The following is a 23,602-nucleotide window of genomic DNA, read 5'->3' as shown; positions in this document are numbered from 1 at the left end:
CAAATCTAACAGTTTGATCGAGTTGGTGAATGTATAGAAGAGAAATTTTACTGAATGTATCAATATAGTATAGATTCATCCGATTGCGACTTATTTTTACACTCAGAAGGAAAACTATGAAATACGAAAAATTTACCTTGGACAACGGACTCCAAGTGGTGGTACATGAAGATCATTCCACGAAAGTGGCCGTGCTCAATGTCTTGTATAATGTAGGTTCCAGAGACGAGGATGAGAACAAAACTGGATTTGCACACTTGTTTGAGCATTTGATGTTTGGTGGATCTGCCAATATTCCCTCTTATGATGAGCCTTTGCAGAAGGTAGGCGGCGAGAACAATGCCTTTACCACGCCTGATTATACTAACTATTATATTTCCATTCCTTCTAATAATTTGGAAACAGCCTTTTGGCTAGAGTCCGATCGGATGCTAAGTTTGGCATTTGACCCACAGTCCCTAGAGGTGCAGCGAAAAGTGGTTATCGAGGAATTCAAACAGCGATATTTGGATCAACCTTATGGTGATGCTTGGCTGAATATGAAACCAATGGTGTATAAAATCCACCCCTATAGGTGGAATACAATTGGGAAGGAAATTTCGCATATTGAGGATGCGACTATGGATGATGTAAAGGCCTTCTTTAAAAAGTTTTACATTCCAAATAATGCCATTTTAGTCGTAGCAGGAGATGTAAGTCTGGATCAGGTTAAATCACTGACAAAAAAGTGGTTCGCACCAATTCCAGCGGGAGAGCCTTATGTGAGAGACTTGCCTCAAGAGCCTAAGCAAGTAGAAGAACGGAACAAGACGATTCAGAGGGATGTGCCTATGAATGCGTTTTACAGAGCTTACCACATGCCAGATCGATTGGATGAAAAATATCATACGATTGATTTGCTAAGCGATGTTTTGGGGCGAGGAAAGTCTTCCAGACTCTATACCAAACTGGTCAAGGAAATGAAGCTTTTGAATTCTATAGGTGCGAGCATTACCGGGTCAATTGAATCAGGATTATTGGTTATTTCAGGTAAGCTAAAAGACAAAGTTTCCTTTGATGAAGTGGATAAAGTCGTAGATGGGGAAATTGAAGCCCTTTTGAAAGATGGCTTGACGCCAGAAGAACTGGACAAGGTGAAAATGCAGGCCGAATCTTCTCACGTGTTTTCTGAGGTAGAGTTGCTAAACCGGGCGATGAGTTTGGCCTACTATACTTTGCTTGGAAATACAGAATTGGTCAATGAAGAAACAAAAGCCATCAATGAAGTATCTGCAGATGCGATACTTAAGGAGGCAAAAAAAATGTTGAACAAAACCAATTGTTCAACATTGTATTATCAGAAAAAGGAAGCTTAGGCTTCCTTCCATTTTATCGTGCAGCCGATAGCTTTTGTTGAGGCTGTTTTTACTGCCTTACCCCCTAAAAGGCTATCTACAGCATCTTCCACATATTTTTGTGTCACTGCGTCAGCATCTTTGTGATTGTCATCAATAGCGCCAATGTAAGCTACTGTAAGTCCTTTGGTGTTTTTGTTTAATACGTAAACGTGGGGTGTGCGAGTGGCGCCATAAGCTGTGGCTACAGCTTGACTTTCGTCATATAGATATGGGAATGAATATGCTTTGTCTTGGGCTCTTTTGGTCATTTCCTCAAAGGAGTCTCCTGGTTGTTTGGTCACATCGTTCGAATTGATAGCAATGACCGGAAATCCCTGAGGCTCATATTTTTGGTTTAGCAGATCAATTCTCTTTTCGTACATTTTAGAGAAAGGGCAGGTGTTACAGGTGAATACCACAATGAAACCCTTGGCGTCTTTGTAGTCTGTCATGGAGATGGTCTTACCATCCACATTCTTCAATTTGAAATCAGTGGCTTTGTCTCCTACTTCAAAACCAACTTTTGGCTTGACAATTTCTTCTTTGTTGCCACTTGCAAAAAGCACTGCTGCTACAGCAACCAGGCCGAAAACTAAAAGTATATTTTTCTTCATGATAATAGGGTTATTTAATAAAGTTCAGATAGACTTTTTCTAGTTCATCTTCTGAGAATTCTTTTTCAATAAATTTTCTTTTTGTATTTCCTTTGGATACCATCAGAGTGGCGGGTATTGCCCCACTCCATGATGGATCCACCTTGTCAATGAATGCATTATAATCTGTTTCATCTAGCAGGTAGACTTTGGCTTCTATATTTTTTTTCGTTACGAAAGGCTTCAGTTTGTTTTCCAAGTCTTCCACGAAATCAAAACTGATCAGACTCAACTCTAAATTTTCTTCATTGTACTTTTCGTATAATTCGAGAAATTGTGGCAGCTCCTTCACACATGGTCGGCACCAAGTAGCCCAAAAATTAATGACTTTGTTTTTGTCTGATTGAGAAGAAATAAGTTTTGCTAGATCTGGGTATTTGATCACCTCAACACTTTGAGCCTGTGAATTGCTTGCCAATAAACAAACAATAATTATTGCTAGAAAAGGAAAATGGACTGCTTTATTCATGAACGATGGCAAATATAAATATTCTGTAAAAATATGATAACGTACTCAGAAATAGATAGTTGCAACTTTATTAGTGCGATGTCAAAATTATCCGTCAATAGTACTATTTTAAGAATTAGATATAGTTATCCACAAAATAGAAAGTTATCCACAATGTTTAAATAAAGGGATGTAACTGGCAGTATTATAGTGAGTTGTGTATTTTTTATGAAATGAAAAATGTGGAAAAGGCGAATCAATTTTAAAAATGCCTAAGCAATATTCAGGGAATAGTGCAAAGTATGCAACGTTGATAATTTTATTCTTTGTCTTGATTTATCAACTTATTTCGATAAGCATTAAAAATTCTGGATTTAGATAAAAAGCCAATATATTGTCCCTCGTCAATCACAGGAAGATTCCAGGCTTGTGTCACCTCAAACTTGTTCATCACAGTCTGCATAGAATCATCTGGGTGCACTTCCGCTGGAGGAAGCTGCATGACTTCTTTAACAATAATTTTCTTTCGGGCCTCTTCATCAAACATTTTTTCTCGAATGTCATCTAGAGTGATAATGCCTTCTAGCCCTCCATCATAGTTCAGTACTGGAAAAATGTTGCGCTTAGATTTTTTGATCAGTTTGATCATGTCCTCCAGTTTGGCATCGTACTTTATGGTTAGTAAGTCAGATTCAATGATCTTGTTGACTTTCATCAAACTGAGCACTTGTCGATCTTTGTCATGTTGAATCAAGTCTCCTTTTTCAATGAGGCTCTTCGTGTACAATGAATGTTTTTCGAAATAGCTGATGGTGATAAATGAAATGGCACTGACTAACATGAGCGGCACAAAAAGTTCGTAACCGCCAGTTATTTCCGCAATCAAAAAGATGGCTGTCAATGGTGCATGTAGTACGCCGCTCATCACACCACACATGGCTACTAGGGTAAAATTACTCGTACTAATGGTGATCGGTAAAACGAAGTTGACAGTTTTGGCAAAGAGATAGCCGGCAATACCTCCCATAAATAGTGATGGTGCAAAAATACCACCACTACCACCTGAGCCTATAGTTAATGCTGAAGCTACTGGTTTTACGACCAGAATAGCAAATAGCAGCATGATAATGACTAACGTTTTGTCTGTGCCCTCATATATCAAACTGTTATTAAAAATGATATCGTCATTGCCGTTCAGTAGTTGTTTGATGGTGGCATAACCTTCCCCATAGATTGGCGGAAAAGTTAAGACAATCAAGGCCACACCTATCCCTCCTACGACTGCCCTGCTCCAGTCGTTCGTCACTTTTTTTATCAATCTCTCAATGACATAGGTCAACCGTGTAAAATGTACAGAAACAATACCACAAGCTATGCCTAGAAAAATATAGTAGTGGACATGTTCTGCGAGAAACGGATCTTTCAACTTAAAAGAGAATAGTAAATCATCACCTAGCAGAGCCAGTGATACCAATGATCCCGTCACTGATGAAAGCAGAATTGGAATGAATTTGTTGATCGTGACATCAGTGAGGATAACTTCTATGGCAAAGATGACACCAGCTATGGGCGAATTAAAGATGGCAGAAATGGCACCAGATGCACCACAAGCAATCAACAAAGTTCTTTTCTTATAATTCAAATGTGTGAGTTGGGCGAGGTTTGAGCCAATGGCAGAACCTGTCACTACTATGGGTGCCTCTAGCCCTACAGACCCACCAAAGCCTACCGTGATGGCGCTCGTCAACATTCGAGAATACATCATTGATCTTTTGACAATACTTGATCGTTTTGAAATTACGAACAGGATTTGTGTAATACCGTGACCTAATTTTTCTTTTAGCACGTACTTCGCCACTACCATAGTGAGTACTATACCAGCCAATGGATAAAAGAGGTATAAAAAATCGAAGCCAGAAGTATATATGTATTTGTTTAAAACGGCCTGAATATAGTGGACAGACTCTTTCAGTGTCACTGCGGCTAGTCCTGCAACCAGCCCGACAATTCCGCTCAGTATCAAAGTGAAGTTGTTGTTGCTGATATACTTCATCCGCCATACCAGAAACCTGACCAGCAACACGTTTAATTTCATTTCAAGAAAGAGCTATAATTTTTCACCACAATGGAATGCATGAGCAAATGTAAGTTTTTAGGCTCTGAGCCAAAATTTATTTCTTATTATTTCCAAGCCAAAGAGACAAATTTTTCAATTGTTGCTCACCTGCACCTACCAAGACAGAAATATCATAAGATCCATAGTAGTTTGAGGAGGTGATTGGCACTTCAATTCCTAAAATTCTTGAACCTCTCTTGATTTTGAATATGACTTGATCAGAAAGTATGATTTCCTCTTCATTGAAGTTTTTTCCGTTCAATTCAAGAATTTCATCTCCAACTGATAGATACTCTTCCGTGTGGCTGCCAGGAGCTATTTCCGTGATTTTGTGATCCAGACATTTGATGCCCAACTTGCTTGTTAATTCATTTGAATGCGCTCTTGACGTCAGTTCGCAACCCACATACGAAAGCGCCTCTTTTAGATAAGTGTCTAAACTGGCTGTGGTTTCGTAGAGGGTATGAAGTAGTGGTTTGATGTTTTCACCACCAAAGTCCACTAATATAGCATATACCTGTTCTTGTGTATATCCGCCTTGTACATAAGTGTGATTTTGAAAGAGTGCCTTCACTATATCAATGAGTGTTGATTCATTGTTGGTATGCTTTCGAATTGTTAAATCCAAAATCAAAGAGCAAAGTGCACCTTTTACATATATCGATACTTTTTTGGGAGGAAAGAGGTTTTTGTATCCATCCACCCAAAGGTTTTGACTGGATTGAATTAAAGTACTTTCATGTCTGCCATAATTTTCAAAATGTCTGCTGAATAGTGTATTTAATTCTTTAAAATATTCGGCTTGACTGAAAACGCCAGATTGTTTCAAAAACAAATCTCCATAATAGGTGGTAAATCCCTCTGTTACAAAACCAGTCTTGGTCATCGTCTCAGAGTCGAATTGGTAGGGAGACATTTCTTTTGGGCGAATACGTGTCACATTCCAGGTGTGAAATAGCTCGTGTGAAGCTACGCCCATCAATTTTCCATAATAAGAAGCTTTATTGGCTTCGTCATTTGGGCCCAGTACCAGTATGGTTGAGTTTTGGTGTTCTACACCATGATAGTGCGTGTAATCCAATGATTGTATAATAAAATCATATTGCTTGGTTGGGAATCCGTCCATGGTAGCTATTTGACATTCACTGAATTTTTTAAAATCCTCGATAATTTTTTCGTCTGAGTACGGGCAGTCGCCAAGGATGGCAATGGAGAATTGGGATCCTTTTACTTGATAGTCCAATATTTTCAAATCAGGACTAGCCAGCAGGGGCGAGTCCACCAATTGAAAATAGTCAGCAGCATTGAATTGGCCTAAATTCGTTTGCGTGAGACTACAACTTACCAAATAGTCCTTAGGTATATCAACTGTCAGATTGATTGACTCAGCTGTATGCTTTTCTGTATAAAAAATGCAATTAATGAAATTGATGTAAATCTGGCGATCATCCAATACAGAATTGCCAGCATCCATTTTGTTTGCATAATACTGATAACCTACTGTGATTTCATTGGATTGATTTGTGTCTACAGTCCAAATGTTGGGTTGGGTTTTCTCCCACCCTAAAAGGCCGCCACTTGAATTTGTCACAGAAAATTTCTGGATATTTTCAACAAAAGGAGCCAATTCGTACCTGCCAGGACGCCATGCTGGTAGTATCAGATCTAATGTAGGTTGATTGCTGACTTCAAATTTCAGTTCAATATGCAATAAGTGAGTCAAAGGGTTTGGAAATGAAATGCGGCAATCAATCATAATTTTGTGTTTGTTTGCACAAATATTCAGGATTTGGAATGGATATATCAAGAACGCATCCTTTTATTATGCATTCTTGCCCAAACTATCTGATTCAGACTTTGTTATTGTCAAAAAGCTCTCTATTTTTGCACTCCATTTTTTCAAGCTGCGTCAGAAGAGTAGTTAGGGGCATTTGGAAATTTAGAGATAAAAAATACGATATAAGATGAAAAGAACATTTCAACCTTCTCAGCGAAAAAGAAGAAATAAGCACGGTTTTAAAGCCAGAATGGAAGACGTAGCCGGCAGAGCTGTTTTGAAAAGAAGAAGAGCTAAGGGCAGAAAAAAATTGACAGTCTCTGACGAAAGAAAGCACAAGAAATAAGAATCTTGGTTAGCTTTATTCCTTCTTAATGGAAGGAACAAATCATACATATAGAAAATACTCCTTTCCCAAACGGGAAAGATTGAGTAGTAAAAAATTAATTGATGCTCTTTTTACCAAGGGGGCATCTTTTTATTTTTATCCCTTTTCTGTCAGGTTCCTCTTGGCAGATGAAAATACCACGTGCCATCAATTTATGGTGAGTGTTTCCAAGCGGAATTTCAAACGAGCAGTTGATCGCAATCGAATCAAACGATTAATCCGTGAATCTTATCGGTTGCACAAACACCTGCTCGACGAGCATTTACCTCAAGGTAAATTTTTGCTGATTGCCTATATTTACACAGGTAAAGAAATTCATCCCTATGATTTCATAGAATCCAAACTTGTGGATTCTTTTAGGCGTTTAAAGTCCAAAATGGATCAATAGGTACTTAATAAAAAATTCATCAGATATGAAGAGAATAGTAATAGGTGTAGTTGGTGTGGCGTTATTGGCTGGACTGTTTTCTTTTACCTGGTTGGGTGGTGACCATAGTTTCGAAATTTCTCGAAACTTAAACATATTCACGACGCTCTACAGAGAATTGAATACCCACTATGTGGATGAGGTCTCAAGTGAGAAATTAATTGGTGATGGCATTGAGGCCATGCTAAAATCTCTAGATCCGTATGCTGCTTATATTTCTGAAAATGATATAGAAGATTATCGCACAGCCACCACAGGCGAATATGGTGGAATAGGGGCAATTGTAGGACAACGCAATCGAGCAAACACTGTCATCATGCCCTATGTTGGGTATCCAGCGCACACTGCTGGACTAAAAATTGGGGATGAGATCCTAGAAATTGATCATCAAAACCTTGAAAATAAGACTTCAACCGAAATCAGTGAACTCCTGAAAGGACAGCCTGGTTCTGAAATTGTGTTGAGAGTGAAAAGGTACGGAAGAGACAAACCTTTTGATGTGACATTGACCCGCTCTAAAATCACTATTGATAATGTAATGTTCTATGGCATGTATAATGAGACCATTGGCTTTATCAAACTGACCGATTTTACCACTGATGCAGGAAGCGAAGTAAAAAATGCTTTGGATAGTCTGAAAAGTGCTGGTGCAACTAAAATCATTCTTGATCTTCGAGACAATCCAGGGGGTCTGTTGGATGAAGCTGTGAAAGTGGCCAATGTATTCGTAGAACAGGGAAAAGAAGTGGTAAGTACCAAAGGCAAAATGGCATCCTGGAATAAAACCTACACGACGCCTTATGCTTCCGCAGATAATGATATTCCGTTAGTGGTGCTGACGAGTCGTGCCACGGCATCTGCAGCTGAAATTGTGTCTGGAGTGGTTCAAGACTATGACAGAGGAGTATTAGTAGGGACTAGGACTTTTGGAAAAGGATTGGTACAAGCTACTCGTCCACTGCCCTACAACTCACAACTAAAAATCACTACAGCCAAGTACTACATCCCAAGTGGAAGATGTATTCAGGCGATTGACTACTCGCACAGAAACGAAGACGGAAGTGTAGGAAAAATCCCAGATTCGCTAAAAGTGGCTTTTAAAACAAGCAAGGGCAGAACAGTTTATGATGGAGGAGGGATAGAGCCAGATATCCCAGTCACACCACAGAAATTCTCCAATCTGTTGTACAACATGGTAAGCCAAAATTTGATATTTGATTATGCCAATGAATACGCATTTAATCATCCCGAAATCCCTGCTCCAAGGCAATTTGAGTTGACAGATGCAGAGTATATTGAATTTGTAACATGGGTAAAAGGGAAGGAATTCAATCTGTCTTCACAAATGGATGATGCAATAAAAGCATTGGAGGAAATGGCCAAAAAGGAAAAGTACTATGAAGGTATGGAACCAACTATTGAGAAGTTGAAAGCAAAAGTTAGCACGTTGAAAGAAAACTATTTGGAGACTTTTAAGGATGACATCAAGTTCATGCTAGAAGAGGAAATAGTGAGTAGGTATTATTTCCATACAGGGATGATGGAAGCCAGTTTAGACCATGATCCAGCGGTGCTAGAAGCCGCTAAGATACTGGCAGATACTCAGACGTATTCAAAAATTTTAAATCAATAAATTTTAATCAGTGTCCTTAATACTTGGTATTGATACTTCTTCCAGCAGTGGATCTGTTGCGCTGCTAAAAGATGGGAAACTCATTGGCTCTCAGCTGTATTCCATAGAAAAATCGCACTCTTCATTACTGCATGTCATGATCGAACAGATGATGAAAAATGCAGGGTGTCTGATGAACGAACTATCTGCTGTTTCAGTGGCAGAGGGGCCAGGCTCTTATACGGGCTTGCGAATTGGGGTTTCGGCTGCCAAGGGATTGTGTTTGGCGTTGGATATTCCATTGATTGCTATCAATACATTGGAAGCCATGGCTTACCAGCTACATAGACGGTCTGCTGATCAAGTTACTTACTGTCCAATGCTGGATGCTCGACGTATGGAGGTGTACTCAGCGCTTTATGATCAGAATTTTCAGAATATAAAATCTACCGCTCCAGTGATTTTGGACGACTATGCTTATGAGGATATTTTAGAGAATCAAAAGGTATTGTTTTTTGGAGATGGCTCGAATAAGGCCAAAGAGGTGATTAACCACAAAAATGCCTTTTTTGTTGACTCCATTGTTCCTTCGGCAGAGGAGGTGGCACTTTTGGCCTTTGATAAATTTAAAAGCAACGCATTTGAAAACGTAATCAGCTTCGAGCCGTTTTATTTAAAAGAATTTAGAACTGCATCATCATTCAAATAATGGAAGGAGAAATAGTAAATAGGGTAGCGCAGAGTACATTGATCAACTTCGATTTGGAGCAATATTATGATCAGTCCCCCCGCATACAGATAGATATCAAAGACCAATTGTTTAATGAGTTGGTACTTCGAGAGAAAGATTTTAGGGCTTTTGTTAAGGATCACAATTGGGAGGATTATAAAAACAAAAACGTGGCTGTGCACTGTAGTGTAGATGCTATTGTGCCGACTTGGGCTTATATGCTCTTGTCTTCAGCGCTAGAGCCTTATGCTAAAAATTTCGTGTTTGGTGATTTGTCTCATTTAGAAAATCACCTTTTTCAGCAGGCTCTTTCAAAAATTGATTTGGCGGAATACAAAAATGAAAAAGTGATTATTAAAGGATGCGGAAAGTTTCCAGTGCCTGAATACGCTTATGTAGAAATTACGAGATTGTTGAGCCCAGTGGTTTCGAGTTTGATGTATGGGGAAGCTTGTAGTGCCGTGCCTATTTACAAAAAGGCCAAATCAAAATAAGGACTTACTTTTTCAAATCAAGTAATCGTGATACCTTTGAAACTGACTAAATGTATTACTATTGAAATTTGAAGTCAAGCTACCGTTATTTGAAGGTCCGTTCGACCTGTTGCTCTTTTTCATTCAAAGAGATGAGCTTGATATCTATGATATTCCGATTTCCCAAATCACCAATGACTTTTTAGACTATATCAAGCATTTGGAGAAGATGAATGTAGAAGTGGCTAGCGAATTTATTTTGGTGGCCTCTACACTCATGCGGATCAAATCAAAGATGCTATTGCCTCGACCAGTATTGGATGAGGAAGGCAATGAAATTGATCCACGAGAAGAATTGGTGCGTCACCTGCTAGAATATAAGCGCTATAAGTCAGTAATTGCCGAGTTGATCCAATTGGAGTCTGATAGATTGGATAGGGAAAAGCGTGGAAATTTAGCCAAAGAAATTCGTGCACTTTCGGAAGTGAGTAATGTAGAAGCCGAGTTGCAAAATCTGGATCTCTTCAAAATCCTGAAAGTGTATAAAAAAGTACTCCAGCGCTACGAGAGTGAACAAAACAAAGTGGAACACAAGGTAGTACAATATCCATATACCATATCTGGTCAAAAGGATCACATACTTTCCTCACTGGATAGAGTGCCTCGCATGGCGTTCACAGAGGTGATGGCCGAGAAGCCGGAAAAGATAGCCGTCATTTTTAATTTCCTTGCCATATTGGAGTTACTCCAAATGCAGCAAATTCAAATCACAATTGGTGAGGGCTTCAATAATTTTTGGATAGAAAAAACGGAGACCGTAACGGCCGATTGATGGAGATCAGTAAGAAGAGTGCCTTCAAAGTTTTAAATCCTAACAACATTTGGGTACCCATACTACTTGGTTTGGGTATTGTTTTTCTCCTGTTTTATTTTGATGATAATATTACAGCAGACAACCTCAGGCTGATTTTTGATGCGAAGTGGTCATCTGTTTTGGTTGCTTTCTTGGTGCTTCTGGCAAGGGATGCTGGATATGCCTATCGAATAAGAACACTCACCAATCAAGAACTGTCATGGAAAAGCAGTATCATGGTGATTATACTTTGGGAGTTTGCCTCAGCAGTTACTCCCTCTGTTGTAGGAGGTACGGCAGTTGCAGTTTTTATCCTTACGTACGAAGGCATCAATTTTGGAAAGTCTTTGGCGTACGTGATGCTCACGGCCATACTGGACAATTTATTTTTTGTTGTGGCGGCTCCAATTGTGATGCTACTCACGCAGGGTGTTATTTTTCCTGCTGTTGAAACCTTTGATTTACAAATCGGCGGAAGTTTGCAGTTTTTCTTCTTCCTAAGTTATGGTCTGATTGCTATTTACACGCTAGTGATGTCTTATGGCTTATTTGTGAAGCCCCGAGCATTCAAATGGTTCTTATTGAAAATGACCTCCATGAAGTGGTTGAAAACATGGAAAGTCAAGGCCAACCAGTATGGAGATGAGATTATCATTGCATCGAGCGAAATCAAAGGGAAGGTGGCTCAATACTGGATCAAAATTTCCCTGGCCACTATTTTTATTTGGTGTGCACGATATCTGATGCTCAATAGCCTGGTGTCTGCTTATACCGAAATTACGATACCAGAACACATGGTGATTTTCAGCCGTCAGGTGATCATGTGGATTGTGATGCTGATTTCACCCACGCCTGGTAGCTCGGGCACGGCCGAGTTCTTTTTTAATCAATTCTTCAATGAGTATTTAGGAAGCTATACGTTCGTCTCTAGTATATTCTGGCGATTGATGTCGTACTATCCTTATCTATTACTGGGTGCGATTTTCCTGCCTCGTTGGGTTCGAAGCAAGTTTTTCAAGAAATAAAAAAATCCCACCAGAAGTGGGATTTCATATTTTTATTCTATCGAAATATGCAATTAAATTTTCTCCAGTTCAGAGAAGAAGAAAGAGCCCTCAATAGCTGCATTTTCGTCTGAATCAGATCCATGTACCGCATTGGCCTCAATAGACTTAGCAAATATTTTTCTGATCGTACCTTCTGCCGCGTCAGCTGGGTTGGTCGCACCAATCAATTTTCTAAAATCCTCAACTGCGTTATCTTTTTCAAGAATCATTGCAATGATTGCTCCTGAAGACATGTAAGCACAAAGATCGTTGTAGAATGGTCTTTCGCTATGTACCGCATAAAATTTACCAGCAGTCTCAGCCGTCAACTTCGTTAACTTCATTGCTTTGATTGAGAAACCTGCTTCTTCTATCATTTTGGTTATTGCACCAGAATTGCCAGCACTGAATGCGTCAGGCTTGATCATGGTGAATGTTTTGTTAGTAGCCATTAAATTTTAAGTCTTATTTGTTCTAAAAATCCCGCAAAATTAGGGCTAATTTCTGACGATCAAAAGAATTCTTTACTTATCATAATTCGTAGTTGTGCAGGCCTTTTGCATTTCCGATAAATTTCACCACTTTTGCACCTTCTTTTTACATCATCGATGCAAAACTTAGCAGCATTTAAAGCTTTACTGGAGCTTCCAAAGCGAATAGTAATTACCACCCATGTCAAACCCGATGCTGATGCACTAGGTTCTTCTTTGGGGCTTGCAGGATATTTATTGAAGCAAGGCCATCAGGTATGTGTGATTACACCCACTGATTATCCGAAGTTTTTGAATTGGATGGAAGGAAATGATGATGTGTTGATTTTTGAAGGCAATGAAGAGAAGTCGAAGTATCTGGTAGAAAATGCTGATTTGATTTTTTGTCTGGATTTTTCCAGCCTAAATAGAATTGGTGAACTTGGAAAAATGGTCGCTGAATCTGATGCTGAAAAAGTGTTGATCGATCATCATCTAAACCCCGAGACATTTGCTAAGTATGTACTTTGGAGTACAGAGGCTGCCGCCACTGCCGAGTTGGTCTACGACCTGATTGATATGTTAGGTGATAGTGATAAGCTGACCAAAGGAATGGCAGAAGCTTTGTATGCTGGCCTCTTGACTGACACAGGCAATTTTAAACATCCATCTACTACTCCACATGTGCATAATATTGTGGCTAGTTTGATGGAATTGGGCGCTGATGTTTCCAAAGTAAGTCATAAAATATATGACAGTAACTCGTTGGACAGGATGCGCCTTTTAGGTTTTGCGCTAAATGAAAGGTTAGAAATAATAGAAGGCACGAATGTGGCTTACTTTTATCTGACTTTGGAAGATAAAAAAAGATTCAAATACCAAACAGGTGATTCAGAAGGTTTGGTTAATTATGGGTTGGCGATCGAAGGAATTAATGTTTCGGCGATCTTCATAGAAGATCCAGATAAAGTAAAAATTTCATTCAGATCATTTGGAGATATTCCAGTGAATGAATTGTCCAGAAAATATTTCAATGGCGGCGGACATAAAAATGCTGCTGGTGGTGCAACTGACGATAGCTTGGAAGATACCATCAAACTATTTAGAGAACTAGTAACAAAACAGACGAAGGAATTAAATTATGAAGTATAATGCACTCTTAGCCATTTTGGCTATTTCTATCCTATCTATAGCATGTAGTGAAGAAAGAACGACTGAATCAGGTATCAAGGTAAAAGTTATTGAAAAAGGTGAGGGATCAGCGCTTGTTGATAGTACGATTCTGAGACTCAATATGAAGTACCTAAATGGTAATGGCAATGAACAATGGAGTTCTGCAAAGACAAACGCACCTGTTCCAATTCAATACATCAAAGAAGTATGGTCTACTAGCGGTACAATGTATGAAGCACTAGAAATTATGAACGTGGGCGATAGCGTGTCTTTTGAAGTGTCGGCAAAGGATTTGTACGAAAATACGTTTAAGACGGGAGTTCCAGATAGTTTGGACTCAACTAGCAACATGACATTCTATGCCAAGATCGTTTCCATGATGACTATTGATGAATTTCAGGCTTTCCAAAAGGAAGAATACGAAAAAGCACAAGCAAAAGCACGTGAAGAACAAGCTGCTGCACAAGCAAAAATGCTTGAAGATGCTGCAGATTTGATTAAGCAGGATGGGGAGACAATCGATGCCTATTTGGCAGAACAGAATATCACACCACAAGTTACGGAGACAGGCCTAAGATATGTAATTACTCAAGAAGGAGAGGGAGCAAATGCTACAGATGGGAATCAGGTATCAGTACACTATAATGGAACTTTATTAGACGGAACTAAGTTTGATTCTTCTTATGATAGAGGACAACCTTTTAGTTTCACACTTGGACAAGGTAGAGTGATCATGGGATGGGATGAAGGTATTGCCTTGCTGAACAAAGGAGCAAAGGCAACCCTTTATATTCCAAGTACATTAGCTTATGGAGAGACAGAGACTGGTAAAATTCCTGCAAACTCAATCTTGAAGTTTGATGTTGAATTGGTTGATTTTAAGTAAAAGATTTTAATAATCTTGAGGGACTTCGGCATTTGGTACAACATGCATAATGTTTTCCAGGTGCCGAAGTTGTTATAAATAAGGAAAAAAGATGAAGAAGGAACTTCTATATTTATTCGTCATGCTATTATTTTTCACTTCCTGTAAGGATGATGAAAATAAGAGTTCCTTATTGTCTTATCTTAAGAAAAACAATATTACTGATTACAATACAACTAGCTCAGGACTCATCTATATTATAGATGAACAAGGAGAGGGGTTGTTACCCGAAATAGGTGATACAGTTCAAGTGGAGTACACTGGGTATTTCACTAATGATGAAATCTTTGATAGCTCTGTTGGTGGAAGTCCTCTTGAATTTGTACTGGGTTTGGGTCAGGTGGTCCCTGGTTGGGACGAGGGCATAGGTTTATACAATCAAGGCGGAAGTGGTACGCTCTATGTTCCAGCCAAGCTTGCCTATGGTTCTGATGATATGATATTTGAAATTACCTTAGAGAAGGTGGCCCTCGGAATTGCCGGATATACTATTGCAGATTATATAGAGGAAAACAATGATTGGGAGGACTATTCAGTTACTCAAAGTGGCATCCATTATAGAATAACCGAATCCGTGCCAGAAGCTGATAGTCCGACAAATGGAAATACGGTCACAGTAAACTACACAGGATATTATCTGAACAATAAAATATTCGATACTTCAGTAGGAAAGTCAAGTTTTTCATTTGACTTGGGTACTTCAAACATTATAGAAGGATTTAACGAAGCCGTATCACTGCTAAAGGTGGGTGAAGCAGGAGATTTTCTCATTCCAAGTGATTTGGCTTATGGTGAAGATGGTGTTGCTGGTGTATTTACGCCGAATCAAAACATAAGATTTACCATAAAATTGGTTTCGTTCCAATAAGCAATGAAAATAAGCATCAAAATATTATTTGTGTTCTGCTTGTTCCTTATGGGGAGCTGTCTTGATGATACTACAGAAGACGCAGTTGACTCTATAGAAGAGTACCTGGAGCGGAATCAAATTGAGGATCATATCACTACTTCTTCAGGCCTTATATATACAGTGAATAAGATTGGGAACGGAGATTTTCCTATTACAGGTCAAACGGTAACTGTACATTATACAGGCTATCATTTGGATGACACTCGATTCGACACCTCTTATGGAGGGGCGGCATTTTCATTTACGCTTGGCGATCAAAATCTGGTTCAAGGCTGGAACGAAGGCATTGCGCTATTCAAAAAAGGAGGGTCTGGTACTCTGTTTATTCCTTGGGAATTGGGATATGGAGAGGAAGGATTTGAAGGAGTCATTAAGCCCAAAGAAGATTTAAAATTTGATATTAACATAGTAGCAATAGATTAATGATAATGGGATTTGAAAAGAGTTTATTTCTGGGTGTGATTTTGATGGGAGGGGTTGTTTTTGGCAGCTGTGTTGATCATGCGGGTGAAAGTGAGGAGGAGCTGGAACAGATAAGACAAGATTCAATCCTTCAGGCAGATGCTGATAATGCACTTATTGATGCATATATAGCAGATGCGAGCAACGGAATTGATGCGAGTTTGGTAAAAGTTGGCGAATATGGTGTACGTCGTATTGTTTGGGCTCCAGCTGTGAGTATTCGAGTTCCTGAATACAACGAGATAGTTTCTGTTCACTATACAGGGAAGTATCTTGAGAATGCTATTTTTGATACTTCGAGCTCAACCACTGCCAAAAAATCAGATAGCCTTAATTATGTAACAGACGGAATAGTTTTTGATGATCTGTTGGCTAGCTCAAGCAAGTCCTATGAAGAACTTCTGGACTCACTCAATACTTCAGATGGAGCAATAGATGACCCTCTATTCTCTGCAAGTAGACTTTATTTGCCGATTGCCTTCAATCACACTGAGAATGGGACGGGAATCAGTTTCAACTACATCCCTGGATTTAGAAGTGGGTTAAAAGAAGCAATGTTGGAAATGGAACTGAATTCAAAGGCGCTAATCATGATTCCATCAGCAGTTGCTTATGGAGCGTCGGGTTCTAACCCTGGAGGAGAAGGCGGAATTCCAGCCAATACGCCACTAGTTTTTCAGTTTGATTTGGTCAACATTCATCCCTAATTGGTTTTGAAAATCTGTTTTGCCACGCACAACGAAAACAAACTTAGAGAGATCAATCAAATCCTAAGTGACTTTGAAATTGTGGGCTTGGATGAAATGGGTTGTACAGAAGAAATCCCTGAGACAGGAGCTACTTTAGAGGAAAACTCTCAGATTAAGGCGGATTTTGTAGCCAGCAATTATAATGTCTCGTGTTTTGCAGATGATACGGGTCTGGAGGTAGAGGCTTTAAAAGGAGCGCCAGGTGTTTATTCTGCCAGATACGCTGGAGATGGTAGGGACAACTTATCCAATATCAACCTACTTCTCAAGAATTTAGAACCACATTCAAATAAATCAGCCAGATTCAGAACTGTAATTACATTAATCCTCAAAGGAGAAATGTATCAGTTTGAGGGTGTGGTAAATGGAACAATTATTTCAGAACTCAAGGGAGAAAAAGGATTCGGCTACGACCCTGTTTTTATTCCTGACGGCCATAATCAGACTTTCGCCGAAATGTCCGCGAATGAGAAAAACAAGATCTCACATAGAGGAAGGGCAGTGGCTAAACTGGTTGAATTCCTAGAAAATCAAGCATAAAAAAAGACCGCGCCTGTAAAAATGAGCGCGGTCTTATTAAAGTTATTTTTATTAACCTTATTTCTCCTCCATGAAAGGATACCTGTAATCCTTTGGCGGGTTGAAAGTTTCCTTAATCGTTCTAGGAGAAACCCATCTCAACAAATTAATCATTGAACCTGCCTTGTCATTAGTTCCAGAAGCTCTAGATCCACCAAATGGCTGCTGACCAACTACTGCACCTGTTGGCTTATCATTGATATAAAAATTGCCAGCAGCGTTCACTAATTTCTTAGTGGCTAATTCTATTGCATACCTATCTTGAGAGAAAATTGCTCCTGTCAACGCATAAGGCGAAGTACTATCTACTAATTCAAGTGCTTCTTCAAATCTCTCTGCTTGGTAAACATATATGGTAATCACAGGTCCGAATATTTCTTCACACATGGTGGTGAACATTGGATCCTTAGCCACTATGATAGTAGGTTGCACGAAATAGCCTTCTGATTTATCATAACCACCCCCAGCTATGATTTCTGCCATATTACTATCCTTGGCAGCATCTATATATTTAGATATTTTATCAAATGATTTTTCATCTATGACTGCATTAAAGAAATTGGTGAAATCTTCGGGTGATCCCATTTTGATGGTTTTATGATCTTCCAATAGGTATCCTTTCACCTCTTCCCAAAGGTTGTCAGGAATATAAGCCCTAGAAGCTGCACTGCATTTTTGCCCTTGAAATTCGAAAGCACCTCTTGTAATTCCTGTGGCCAAAGCCTTGGCATCAGCAGATTTGTGAGCAATGATAAAATCCTTGCCACCAGTTTCTCCTACGATTCTTGGGTAGGATTTGTATTTGCTTATGTTTTCTCCTATTGTTTTCCATAAGTGCTGGAAAACGCCAGTGCTACCCGTGAAGTGTAGCCCACCAAAATCCTTGTGGTTGAAAATAACTTCTCCAGCTGTAGGGCCATCTACATAGATCAGGTTGATCACACCATCTGGTACACCTGCTTCTCTAAATACTTCCATTAGAATCTGAGCTGAATACACCTGACTCTCGGCTGGCTTCCATACGATCGTATTGCCCATCATGGCTGGAGCAGCACATAGATTACCAGCAATAGAGGTAAAGTTGAACGGAGTCAAAGCAAATATAAATCCTTCCAATGGGCGATGCTCCATACGGTTCCACATGCCTGGAGCTGATTCTGGCTGCTCAGTATAAATCTGAGTCATGAAGTCCACATTGAATTTCAAAAAATCAATGTATTCACAGGCAGCGTCAATTTCCGCCTGCATAGGACTTTTGGATTGTGCAAGCATGGTAGAGGCATTGATCTTGGCTCTATAAGGGCCAGCCACTAGTTCAGCAGCCTTCAGAAAGATACTAGCCCTGTGCTCCCAAGACAATTCAGTCCAGGCTTGTTTAGCACCTAGGGCTGCATTAATAGCTTGCTCCACATGAGAGGCATCACCATAGTTGAAATGACCTAAGGTATGTTTATGGTCATGAGGAGGTGCCATTCTCATCTTTTTTTCGGTCGTGACCAACTCGCTACCAATGTACATGGGCACATCAATTTCTTTGCTTTTCATTGCCTTTAATTCGGCTTTGAGGGCAATTTTTTCTGGACTTCCTGGGGCGTATGATAGTACTGGTTCGTTTTCTGGAACGGGTACTGCGTATATTCCTTTGGGCATATTGTTTATTCTTTAGTATTCAATGAATTTGCACAAAGGTAAGAAAGACCCATATAATGGGTATTGGATAAATACATATTATTTTAGCGGAAAATTCAGGTTTTTGACCTAACAAGCCAAAATAGTACGTGATGAAAAAACTGAAAGAATTTTATTTAAAATACAAGAATTACTTTAGGACAGATTTACTTTTTTATGTGTTTATGTTCCTGTTTCTTCTTTTTCTTTTTGTTGTGATTGGTCCTGATTAATGGACATAACTGGCTGCATTCATATCAATGGTACTACCAGTGGCATGATCAGCCATGCCGCTGGCTAAGAAGGTTACCATTGGAGCAATATCTTTAGGTTCAGTCATTCGCTCTAGCGAAATATCTGCAGTAGCATGTTCAGTACCATATTTTTCCATGGCCTCTTTAGCCATGTCTGTTCGCACGAATCCTGGGGCTATATTAAAGGCTTTAATCCCATCTTTGCCATAGGCTCTTGCAATCGTCTGAGTTAATGACACCAGCCCAGCTTTGGAGGCAGCATAGGCCATATACTCTGCTGTATCTCCTCGATAGGCTGCTCTGGAGGTGATGTTAATAATTCTTCCTGCGCTATTTCTTTTTAGAAAGTGCTCAATGGTTTTTTTGCAAAGAATACCTGCTGATGTCAGATTGACTTGAATCGTTTCATTCCAGGATTTGATCCAATCTGCCTCTTTACCATCTATTTCGGCTGCTTTTGCCACGCCAGCATTGTTGACAAGAATCTCAATGCTACCCATTTCCAGTATGACTCGATCAAACAAATTGGCAGCTTCGTCTTTTTTTGAAAGATCAGCTTGAAAAGCACGAGACTCATTGCCCAGCACGTGGGCTAAGTTTTCGGCCTCTCTCATATTTTTGTTGTAATGAACGGCCACTGTTGCACCTGCCTCTGCTAGTTTAGATGCGATGGATTTGCCAATTCCTTTGCTGGCTCCGGTAACTAAAATGTTTAATCCTGATAGGTTGATGTACATCTTTTTCTCTTATTGGAAGGTTAAATTAATACGCATCTAAGTAAATAAAAATTTCAGATCGTAATTATTTGCAGTGTGACTACTAATGAACCTATTTCAAGGCGTCTGGGTTAAACTATAGATCTCTGTATTTTTGTGTCATGAACTTTAGGAAAATGCTATTTCTATTTGTATGGCTGCCGCCATTTTTTTCTCATGCAAATGTGAATAATGATGAGCAGATAAACTGGAATGATTTGGAGTCCGCTCAAACGCTTTCTATAGAAAGTCCAAGGCCTATATTCATTGAATTTACAGCGAAATGGTGCGGCTGGTGCAAAAAGATGGAAAAAACAACATTTAGGGATGATAAGGTAATTGACCTGTTGAATGAAAAATTCTATGCCGTAAAAGTCGATTTTGATAGTCCGACGCTTATTGAATTTCAGGGAGAGAACTTTACAGGAAAGCAACTGGCAAAGCATTTTGGAATTAGTGGTTTGCCCACTATGATTTATATATCTAGTGATCAAAAAAACAGTGAAACAATTGTTGGCTACAAAACAGCAAAGCAACTGGTTAAGGAACTCAACAAACTAAATCAATTCTAAGTTGTAACCAAGGCATCCATACTGTAGTCCAATGACCAAACTCAAAAACGTCATTATGTTCTACAACTACTTCAAAATCTCTATCAGAAACATTCGGAAGCATAAATTGTTTTCGTTCATCAATGTTTTCGGACTTTCATTTAGTTTGTCCATTTGTCTTATCATCATTATGCTTTTGGCTGATCAGTTTAGCTATGATAGATTCAATACAGAAGCGGATGGGATTTATAGAATCAATCACACGCGAAGTGATCTGGATGCCATTGTCGAAGGAATGGCCACTTCCCCTATGCCATTGGCTGAGGAATTAGCAAGGAAATATACTGGAGTTTCTAGCTATACGAGACTGACTCGTGGTTTTGGCAATGGGTGGGTCAAGTTGATGCAAGACGTGAACATTCCGTTGTCTGGATTCTTTGCAGATCCCTCATTCTTCAACATGTTTCAATATGAGTTTGAGTATGGAAATTCAGAGACGGCCTTATTGGAACCTTATTCAGTAGTGCTCTCAAAAGAAACTGCAGAAAAACTTTTTAACAAAGAAAATCCTGTAGGTGAAACCATAATTGTAGGAGAGTTAGGGAGCTACAAAGTGACTGGCGTACTAAAAAGGATAGAAGGCAAATCACATATCAAGTTTGATGGTTTAGCTTCTATGGCTACCTTGGAGTCCTTAGTCAAGAAAGAAACTCTTCCTGAGAATCTGATGTCTTGGAGGAACAGATCTTGGACATGGACTTATGTGAAACTTGAGGAAAATATAGAGCCAGAAACAATTGAAAAGAATTTGGCTATAATCAGTGATGAACAGTATGGGGCAATGGATGATATGGATGCCGAATTTTATTTGCAAAATATTCGAGCCATCAGTCCAGGGCCTATGATAGGGAATCAAATAGGGCCTGGTATTCCCATGATCTTTGTGTACTTTTTGGCCGGAATGGCCATCGTCGTTATTGTTTCTTCATGCTTTAATTATACCAATCTATCCATTGCTCGCTCGTTGAACAGAGCGAGAGAAGTAGGTATAAGAAAGGTGTTTGGAGCAGTCAGGTTTCAGATTTTGATGCAATTCCTTACTGAATCGATCATCATCTCTGTGCTTGCGTTTGTGTTTTCTTTGGGAATTGTGCAACTCATGGAACCTATTTTCCTTGATTTGAATTTCAGTCAATTGCTGGACTGGAATCTGAATCAATCTCTTGAAGTCTACCTGATTTGTTTGGCTTTTTCTATTGCAGTTGGCTTCTTGGCCGGGATTGTACCAGCTTCTTTTCATTCTTCTGTGAGAGCTTTACAGGCTCTTAAGAATCTATCAGGAGTAAAGGTGTTTTCCAAGCTAGGGTTAAGAAATGCACTGATCGTTGCGCAGTTTGGCTTATCTGTCTTTTTAGTCATCACGGTCAAATTGATTTATGATCAAATGAACTTTATGGTCGATTCGGACTATGGTTTCGAAGCGGACAATATCGTCGTAGTCAAATTGAATAATACCGACTCAAATCAGCTTAAACATGAGCTGCTTACCTATCCTGAAATACGAAGTGTGTCTGCGGCTGGATTTGTGCCTGCATCGGGATCGAGTACATCTACGACAGTATTAATAGATAAGGTGGAAAAGGAATTGCAGTATTTTGAGGTAGATGAGGACTATGTAGAAAACATGGGGCTCACACTTGTAGCAGGTTCAAGTTTCACAAAAGACATTAATCAAAGAAAATTAGTAATCAATGAAGAGGCGTCAACAAGTTTTGGTTATCCACATCCATTAGATGCTATTGGTCAGATTGTGGTTCTCGAGGACTCCATTAGTTATGAAGTGATAGGAGTCATGAAAAATTACAATCATGAAACCTTTCTTTCTTCGATCAAACCAATGGCATTGATTTATAATCCAAAAGAGTTCGGAATTTTGCAGGTCAGAGTCAATTCTTCTAGTTATGAACAGGCTATCGAGAGTATAGAAACCGCTTGGGAAAAAGTCAATCCAGATCTAAAAATTGAGTATAAACTGATGAGTGATGAAATTGCATTTTTCGCAGATTTGATGTTTGGTGATCTAACCAAAATAGTATCGTTTATATCATTTCTGGCAATCATAATAGCTTGCCTTGGACTGATGGGAATGGTCGTATTCAGCACCCAAAGTAGATTAAAGGAGGTCTCCATTCGGAAAGTACTTGGCGCAAGTAATCAGGCATTGATATTTATTTTATCCAAAGGATTTGCCAAATTGCTATTGTTGGCAGTGATCATAAGTGTACCACTTACTTGGGTTATTAATAATTCTTGGATGAATTTCATTGCATTCAGAGTAGAAATAGGAGCTGGAGTGATGCTTTTTGGAGTGGCGATTGTGGCAGTGTTAGGGTTGATTGTAGTAGGTTCTCAAACCTGGCAAGCAGCTAATACCAACCCATCCAAAGTCTTGCGAGATGAGTAGATTTTGAATTCTCAACAATAAGTATTACACTTGTAATACAATCATTAAGTTATGCTGAATGTAAGACTCGATAAAGACACAGAAAAGACGCTAAAGAATTATAGTGAACTCAATAATATGTCAAAAACGGATGTGGTGAAGGAGGCATTGGCAATGTACTTTAGCAAAGAAAAGGAAATAAAGCAGCCTTATGGATTGGGAGAGGATCTTTTTGGTGCTGGAGAAAGTGGAGATGGTGATCGTTCGGCTAGTTACAAATCTAAATTACGAAAAAAACTGCATGAAAAGCATTCTCATTGATGCAGGCCCATTAATTGCACTCTTTGATCGCTCGGACAAATATCACTCACGTGCGCTGGATTTTATCAAAAAATATGAAGGTCAATTATGGACGACATGGCCAGTGGTTACAGAGGTGAGCCAGATGTTGGATTTTAGCACAAAAGCTCAGATTGCCTTTTTGAAATGGATAGAACGAGGGGGATTGAGATTATTTGATCTCAATGAAAACCACCTGAGGAGGCTGGTTGATTTGACACAAAAATTTGATGATGTGCCTATGGATTTGGCTGATGCTTCATTGGTTGTAGTGGCCGAGGTGAAGGGCCAAAAGGAAATAGCGACTATTGATTCTGATTTTTACATCTATCGAGACATCCGGAACGAATACCTGACAAATATTTTTATGTGAACAAAAGGAGAGCCATCCATTTTTATAGGGCTCTCCTTTTTTCGTAATTCTC

The 23,602-nt window shown here is 39.3% G+C and carries 25 protein-coding genes; 18 read left to right on the top strand and 7 right to left on the bottom strand.

Annotated elements, in window-relative coordinates:
• The first annotated feature begins 116 nt into the window (after positions 1-116).
• Positions 117-1,355 (top strand): M16 family metallopeptidase, encoded by a 1,239-nt coding sequence (locus tag B9A58_RS08230; RefSeq protein WP_084372211.1) that lies wholly within the window; start codon positions 117-119, stop codon positions 1,353-1,355.
• On the opposite strand, the gene B9A58_RS08225 is transcribed toward B9A58_RS08230, so the two are convergent.
• From B9A58_RS08225 to B9A58_RS08210, 4 genes are all read right to left on the bottom strand, one after another.
• Complete coding sequence (locus B9A58_RS08225) at positions 1,352-1,990, bottom strand: thioredoxin family protein (RefSeq protein ID WP_084372209.1); 639 nt, start codon at positions 1,988-1,990, stop codon at positions 1,352-1,354. The genes B9A58_RS08230 and B9A58_RS08225 overlap by 4 nt on opposite strands.
• A gap of 10 nt (positions 1,991-2,000) precedes the next feature.
• Positions 2,001-2,498: a TlpA disulfide reductase family protein gene (locus B9A58_RS08220; RefSeq protein ID WP_084372207.1), complete on the bottom strand. Its 498-nt coding sequence runs from the start codon at positions 2,496-2,498 to the stop codon at positions 2,001-2,003.
• Positions 2,499-2,796: 298 nt separating this feature from the next.
• The gene (locus B9A58_RS08215; RefSeq protein ID WP_084372205.1) at positions 2,797-4,572 is read right to left on the bottom strand and encodes a chloride channel protein; all 1,776 of its coding nucleotides are present in this window, start codon (positions 4,570-4,572) and stop codon (positions 2,797-2,799) included.
• A gap of 76 nt (positions 4,573-4,648) precedes the next feature.
• A complete protein-coding gene (locus B9A58_RS08210; protein WP_084372203.1) occupies positions 4,649-6,349 on the bottom strand; it encodes a M61 family metallopeptidase in 1,701 nt (566 codons plus the stop codon).
• Between the two features lie 208 nt (positions 6,350-6,557).
• Here B9A58_RS08210 and rpmH point away from each other — a divergent pair, with 208 nt between their 5' ends.
• From rpmH to B9A58_RS08175, 7 genes are all read left to right on the top strand, one after another.
• Complete coding sequence (gene rpmH / locus B9A58_RS08205; RefSeq protein ID WP_084372201.1) at positions 6,558-6,716, top strand: 50S ribosomal protein L34; 159 nt, start codon at positions 6,558-6,560, stop codon at positions 6,714-6,716.
• 28 nt (positions 6,717-6,744) lie between these two features.
• Positions 6,745-7,146, top strand: a complete 402-nt coding sequence (gene rnpA, locus B9A58_RS08200; protein ID WP_084372199.1) for a ribonuclease P protein component — start codon at positions 6,745-6,747, stop codon at positions 7,144-7,146.
• Positions 7,147-7,171: 25 nt separating this feature from the next.
• Positions 7,172-8,818: a S41 family peptidase gene (locus B9A58_RS08195; RefSeq protein WP_084372197.1), complete on the top strand. Its 1,647-nt coding sequence runs from the start codon at positions 7,172-7,174 to the stop codon at positions 8,816-8,818.
• Between the two features lie 10 nt (positions 8,819-8,828).
• The gene (gene tsaB / locus B9A58_RS08190) at positions 8,829-9,506 is read left to right on the top strand and encodes a tRNA (adenosine(37)-N6)-threonylcarbamoyltransferase complex dimerization subunit type 1 TsaB (protein ID WP_084372195.1); all 678 of its coding nucleotides are present in this window, start codon (positions 8,829-8,831) and stop codon (positions 9,504-9,506) included.
• A complete protein-coding gene (locus B9A58_RS08185; protein WP_084372194.1) occupies positions 9,506-10,021 on the top strand; it encodes a DUF2480 family protein in 516 nt (171 codons plus the stop codon). Before tsaB ends, B9A58_RS08185 begins: the two co-directional genes overlap by 1 nt.
• Positions 10,022-10,082: 61 nt before the next feature.
• Complete coding sequence (locus B9A58_RS08180; RefSeq protein ID WP_084372192.1) at positions 10,083-10,832, top strand: segregation and condensation protein A; 750 nt, start codon at positions 10,083-10,085, stop codon at positions 10,830-10,832.
• The gene (locus B9A58_RS08175; protein WP_084372190.1) at positions 10,832-11,878 is read left to right on the top strand and encodes a lysylphosphatidylglycerol synthase transmembrane domain-containing protein; all 1,047 of its coding nucleotides are present in this window, start codon (positions 10,832-10,834) and stop codon (positions 11,876-11,878) included. Before B9A58_RS08180 ends, B9A58_RS08175 begins: the two co-directional genes overlap by 1 nt.
• Before the next feature lie 53 nt (positions 11,879-11,931).
• On the opposite strand, the gene B9A58_RS08170 is transcribed toward B9A58_RS08175, so the two are convergent.
• The gene (locus B9A58_RS08170; protein ID WP_084372188.1) at positions 11,932-12,351 is read right to left on the bottom strand and encodes a nucleoside-diphosphate kinase; all 420 of its coding nucleotides are present in this window, start codon (positions 12,349-12,351) and stop codon (positions 11,932-11,934) included.
• Positions 12,352-12,507: 156 nt separating this feature from the next.
• Here B9A58_RS08170 and B9A58_RS08165 point away from each other — a divergent pair, with 156 nt between their 5' ends.
• The 6 genes from B9A58_RS08165 to B9A58_RS08140 all read left to right on the top strand — a co-directional run bounded on the left by B9A58_RS08165 (position 12,508) and on the right by B9A58_RS08140 (position 17,128).
• On the top strand, positions 12,508-13,521 hold the full coding sequence (locus B9A58_RS08165; RefSeq protein WP_084372186.1) for a DHH family phosphoesterase: 1,014 nt from the start codon (positions 12,508-12,510) through the stop codon (positions 13,519-13,521).
• A complete protein-coding gene (locus B9A58_RS20490; protein ID WP_084372184.1) occupies positions 13,511-14,428 on the top strand; it encodes an FKBP-type peptidyl-prolyl cis-trans isomerase in 918 nt (305 codons plus the stop codon). Before B9A58_RS08165 ends, B9A58_RS20490 begins: the two co-directional genes overlap by 11 nt.
• Positions 14,429-14,519: 91 nt before the next feature.
• Positions 14,520-15,335 (top strand): FKBP-type peptidyl-prolyl cis-trans isomerase, encoded by an 816-nt coding sequence (locus tag B9A58_RS08155; RefSeq protein WP_084372183.1) that lies wholly within the window; start codon positions 14,520-14,522, stop codon positions 15,333-15,335.
• Between the two features lie 3 nt (positions 15,336-15,338).
• Positions 15,339-15,800, top strand: coding sequence for an FKBP-type peptidyl-prolyl cis-trans isomerase (locus B9A58_RS08150; protein ID WP_084372181.1), 462 nt, complete (start codon positions 15,339-15,341; stop codon positions 15,798-15,800).
• A gap of 5 nt (positions 15,801-15,805) precedes the next feature.
• Entirely contained in the window at positions 15,806-16,546 is a 741-nt protein-coding gene (locus B9A58_RS08145) for an FKBP-type peptidyl-prolyl cis-trans isomerase (RefSeq protein WP_176214723.1), read from the top strand.
• Positions 16,547-16,552: 6 nt separating this feature from the next.
• The gene (locus tag B9A58_RS08140; protein ID WP_084373182.1) at positions 16,553-17,128 is read left to right on the top strand and encodes a non-canonical purine NTP diphosphatase; all 576 of its coding nucleotides are present in this window, start codon (positions 16,553-16,555) and stop codon (positions 17,126-17,128) included.
• Between the two features lie 57 nt (positions 17,129-17,185).
• Here the strand turns inward: B9A58_RS08140 and pruA are convergent, their stop codons facing one another.
• Together pruA and B9A58_RS08130 are read right to left on the bottom strand one after the other, a co-directional pair.
• Entirely contained in the window at positions 17,186-18,817 is a 1,632-nt protein-coding gene (pruA, locus tag B9A58_RS08135) for an L-glutamate gamma-semialdehyde dehydrogenase (protein ID WP_084372177.1), read from the bottom strand.
• Positions 18,818-19,064: 247 nt separating this feature from the next.
• Positions 19,065-19,826, bottom strand: coding sequence for an SDR family NAD(P)-dependent oxidoreductase (locus B9A58_RS08130; RefSeq protein WP_084372175.1), 762 nt, complete (start codon positions 19,824-19,826; stop codon positions 19,065-19,067).
• Positions 19,827-19,981: 155 nt separating this feature from the next.
• On the opposite strand from B9A58_RS08130, the gene B9A58_RS08125 reads away from it, so the two are divergent.
• Genes B9A58_RS08125 through B9A58_RS08110 form a run of 4 tightly spaced genes read left to right on the top strand, consistent with a single transcriptional unit; the run spans position 19,982 to position 23,550 of the window.
• Positions 19,982-20,416, top strand: a complete 435-nt coding sequence (locus tag B9A58_RS08125; protein WP_176214722.1) for a thioredoxin family protein — start codon at positions 19,982-19,984, stop codon at positions 20,414-20,416.
• Between the two features lie 31 nt (positions 20,417-20,447).
• Complete coding sequence (locus B9A58_RS08120; RefSeq protein WP_084372171.1) at positions 20,448-22,859, top strand: ABC transporter permease; 2,412 nt, start codon at positions 20,448-20,450, stop codon at positions 22,857-22,859.
• A 51-nt stretch (positions 22,860-22,910) separates the two neighbouring features.
• The gene (locus B9A58_RS08115; protein WP_084372169.1) at positions 22,911-23,159 is read left to right on the top strand and encodes a hypothetical protein; all 249 of its coding nucleotides are present in this window, start codon (positions 22,911-22,913) and stop codon (positions 23,157-23,159) included.
• Positions 23,140-23,550: a type II toxin-antitoxin system VapC family toxin gene (locus tag B9A58_RS08110; RefSeq protein ID WP_084372167.1), complete on the top strand. Its 411-nt coding sequence runs from the start codon at positions 23,140-23,142 to the stop codon at positions 23,548-23,550. The genes B9A58_RS08115 and B9A58_RS08110 overlap by 20 nt, the downstream gene beginning before the upstream one ends.
• Positions 23,551-23,602: the final 52 nt, after the last annotated feature.

The sequence above is a fragment of the Reichenbachiella faecimaris genome (genome assembly GCF_900176375.1).
Classification (GTDB): Bacteria; Bacteroidota; Bacteroidia; order Cytophagales; family Cyclobacteriaceae; genus Reichenbachiella; species Reichenbachiella faecimaris.
This window is presented reverse-complemented; position numbering and strand designations above follow the sequence as displayed.

What these genes read in the sequence shown, in the direction of transcription:
- B9A58_RS08150 (WP_084372181.1), top strand. Translation starts at nt 15,339, where the DNA reads ATGAAAATAAGCATCAAAATATTATTTGTGTTCTGCTTGTTCCTTATG.
- B9A58_RS08165 (WP_084372186.1), top strand. Translation starts at nt 12,508, where the DNA reads ATGCAAAACTTAGCAGCATTTAAAGCTTTACTGGAGCTTCCAAAGCGA.
- B9A58_RS08220 (WP_084372207.1), bottom strand. Translation starts at nt 2,498, where the DNA reads ATGAATAAAGCAGTCCATTTTCCTTTTCTAGCAATAATTATTGTTTGT.
- B9A58_RS20490 (WP_084372184.1), top strand. Translation starts at nt 13,511, where the DNA reads ATGAAGTATAATGCACTCTTAGCCATTTTGGCTATTTCTATCCTATCT.
- rnpA (WP_084372199.1), top strand. Translation starts at nt 6,745, where the DNA reads ATGGAAGGAACAAATCATACATATAGAAAATACTCCTTTCCCAAACGG.
- B9A58_RS08215 (WP_084372205.1), bottom strand. Translation starts at nt 4,572, where the DNA reads ATGAAATTAAACGTGTTGCTGGTCAGGTTTCTGGTATGGCGGATGAAG.
- B9A58_RS08110 (WP_084372167.1), top strand. Translation starts at nt 23,140, where the DNA reads ATGAAAAGCATTCTCATTGATGCAGGCCCATTAATTGCACTCTTTGAT.
- B9A58_RS08175 (WP_084372190.1), top strand. Translation starts at nt 10,832, where the DNA reads ATGGAGATCAGTAAGAAGAGTGCCTTCAAAGTTTTAAATCCTAACAAC.
- B9A58_RS08170 (WP_084372188.1), bottom strand. Translation starts at nt 12,351, where the DNA reads ATGGCTACTAACAAAACATTCACCATGATCAAGCCTGACGCATTCAGT.
- B9A58_RS08115 (WP_084372169.1), top strand. Translation starts at nt 22,911, where the DNA reads ATGCTGAATGTAAGACTCGATAAAGACACAGAAAAGACGCTAAAGAAT.
- B9A58_RS08230 (WP_084372211.1), top strand. Translation starts at nt 117, where the DNA reads ATGAAATACGAAAAATTTACCTTGGACAACGGACTCCAAGTGGTGGTA.
- B9A58_RS08195 (WP_084372197.1), top strand. Translation starts at nt 7,172, where the DNA reads ATGAAGAGAATAGTAATAGGTGTAGTTGGTGTGGCGTTATTGGCTGGA.
- B9A58_RS08185 (WP_084372194.1), top strand. Translation starts at nt 9,506, where the DNA reads ATGGAAGGAGAAATAGTAAATAGGGTAGCGCAGAGTACATTGATCAAC.
- B9A58_RS08130 (WP_084372175.1), bottom strand. Translation starts at nt 19,826, where the DNA reads ATGTACATCAACCTATCAGGATTAAACATTTTAGTTACCGGAGCCAGC.
- B9A58_RS08210 (WP_084372203.1), bottom strand. Translation starts at nt 6,349, where the DNA reads ATGATTGATTGCCGCATTTCATTTCCAAACCCTTTGACTCACTTATTG.
- B9A58_RS08125 (WP_176214722.1), top strand. Translation starts at nt 19,982, where the DNA reads ATGCTATTTCTATTTGTATGGCTGCCGCCATTTTTTTCTCATGCAAAT.
- B9A58_RS08120 (WP_084372171.1), top strand. Translation starts at nt 20,448, where the DNA reads ATGACCAAACTCAAAAACGTCATTATGTTCTACAACTACTTCAAAATC.
- rpmH (WP_084372201.1), top strand. Translation starts at nt 6,558, where the DNA reads ATGAAAAGAACATTTCAACCTTCTCAGCGAAAAAGAAGAAATAAGCAC.
- pruA (WP_084372177.1), bottom strand. Translation starts at nt 18,817, where the DNA reads ATGCCCAAAGGAATATACGCAGTACCCGTTCCAGAAAACGAACCAGTA.
- B9A58_RS08155 (WP_084372183.1), top strand. Translation starts at nt 14,520, where the DNA reads ATGAAGAAGGAACTTCTATATTTATTCGTCATGCTATTATTTTTCACT.
- B9A58_RS08145 (WP_176214723.1), top strand. Translation starts at nt 15,806, where the DNA reads ATGGGATTTGAAAAGAGTTTATTTCTGGGTGTGATTTTGATGGGAGGG.
- B9A58_RS08225 (WP_084372209.1), bottom strand. Translation starts at nt 1,990, where the DNA reads ATGAAGAAAAATATACTTTTAGTTTTCGGCCTGGTTGCTGTAGCAGCA.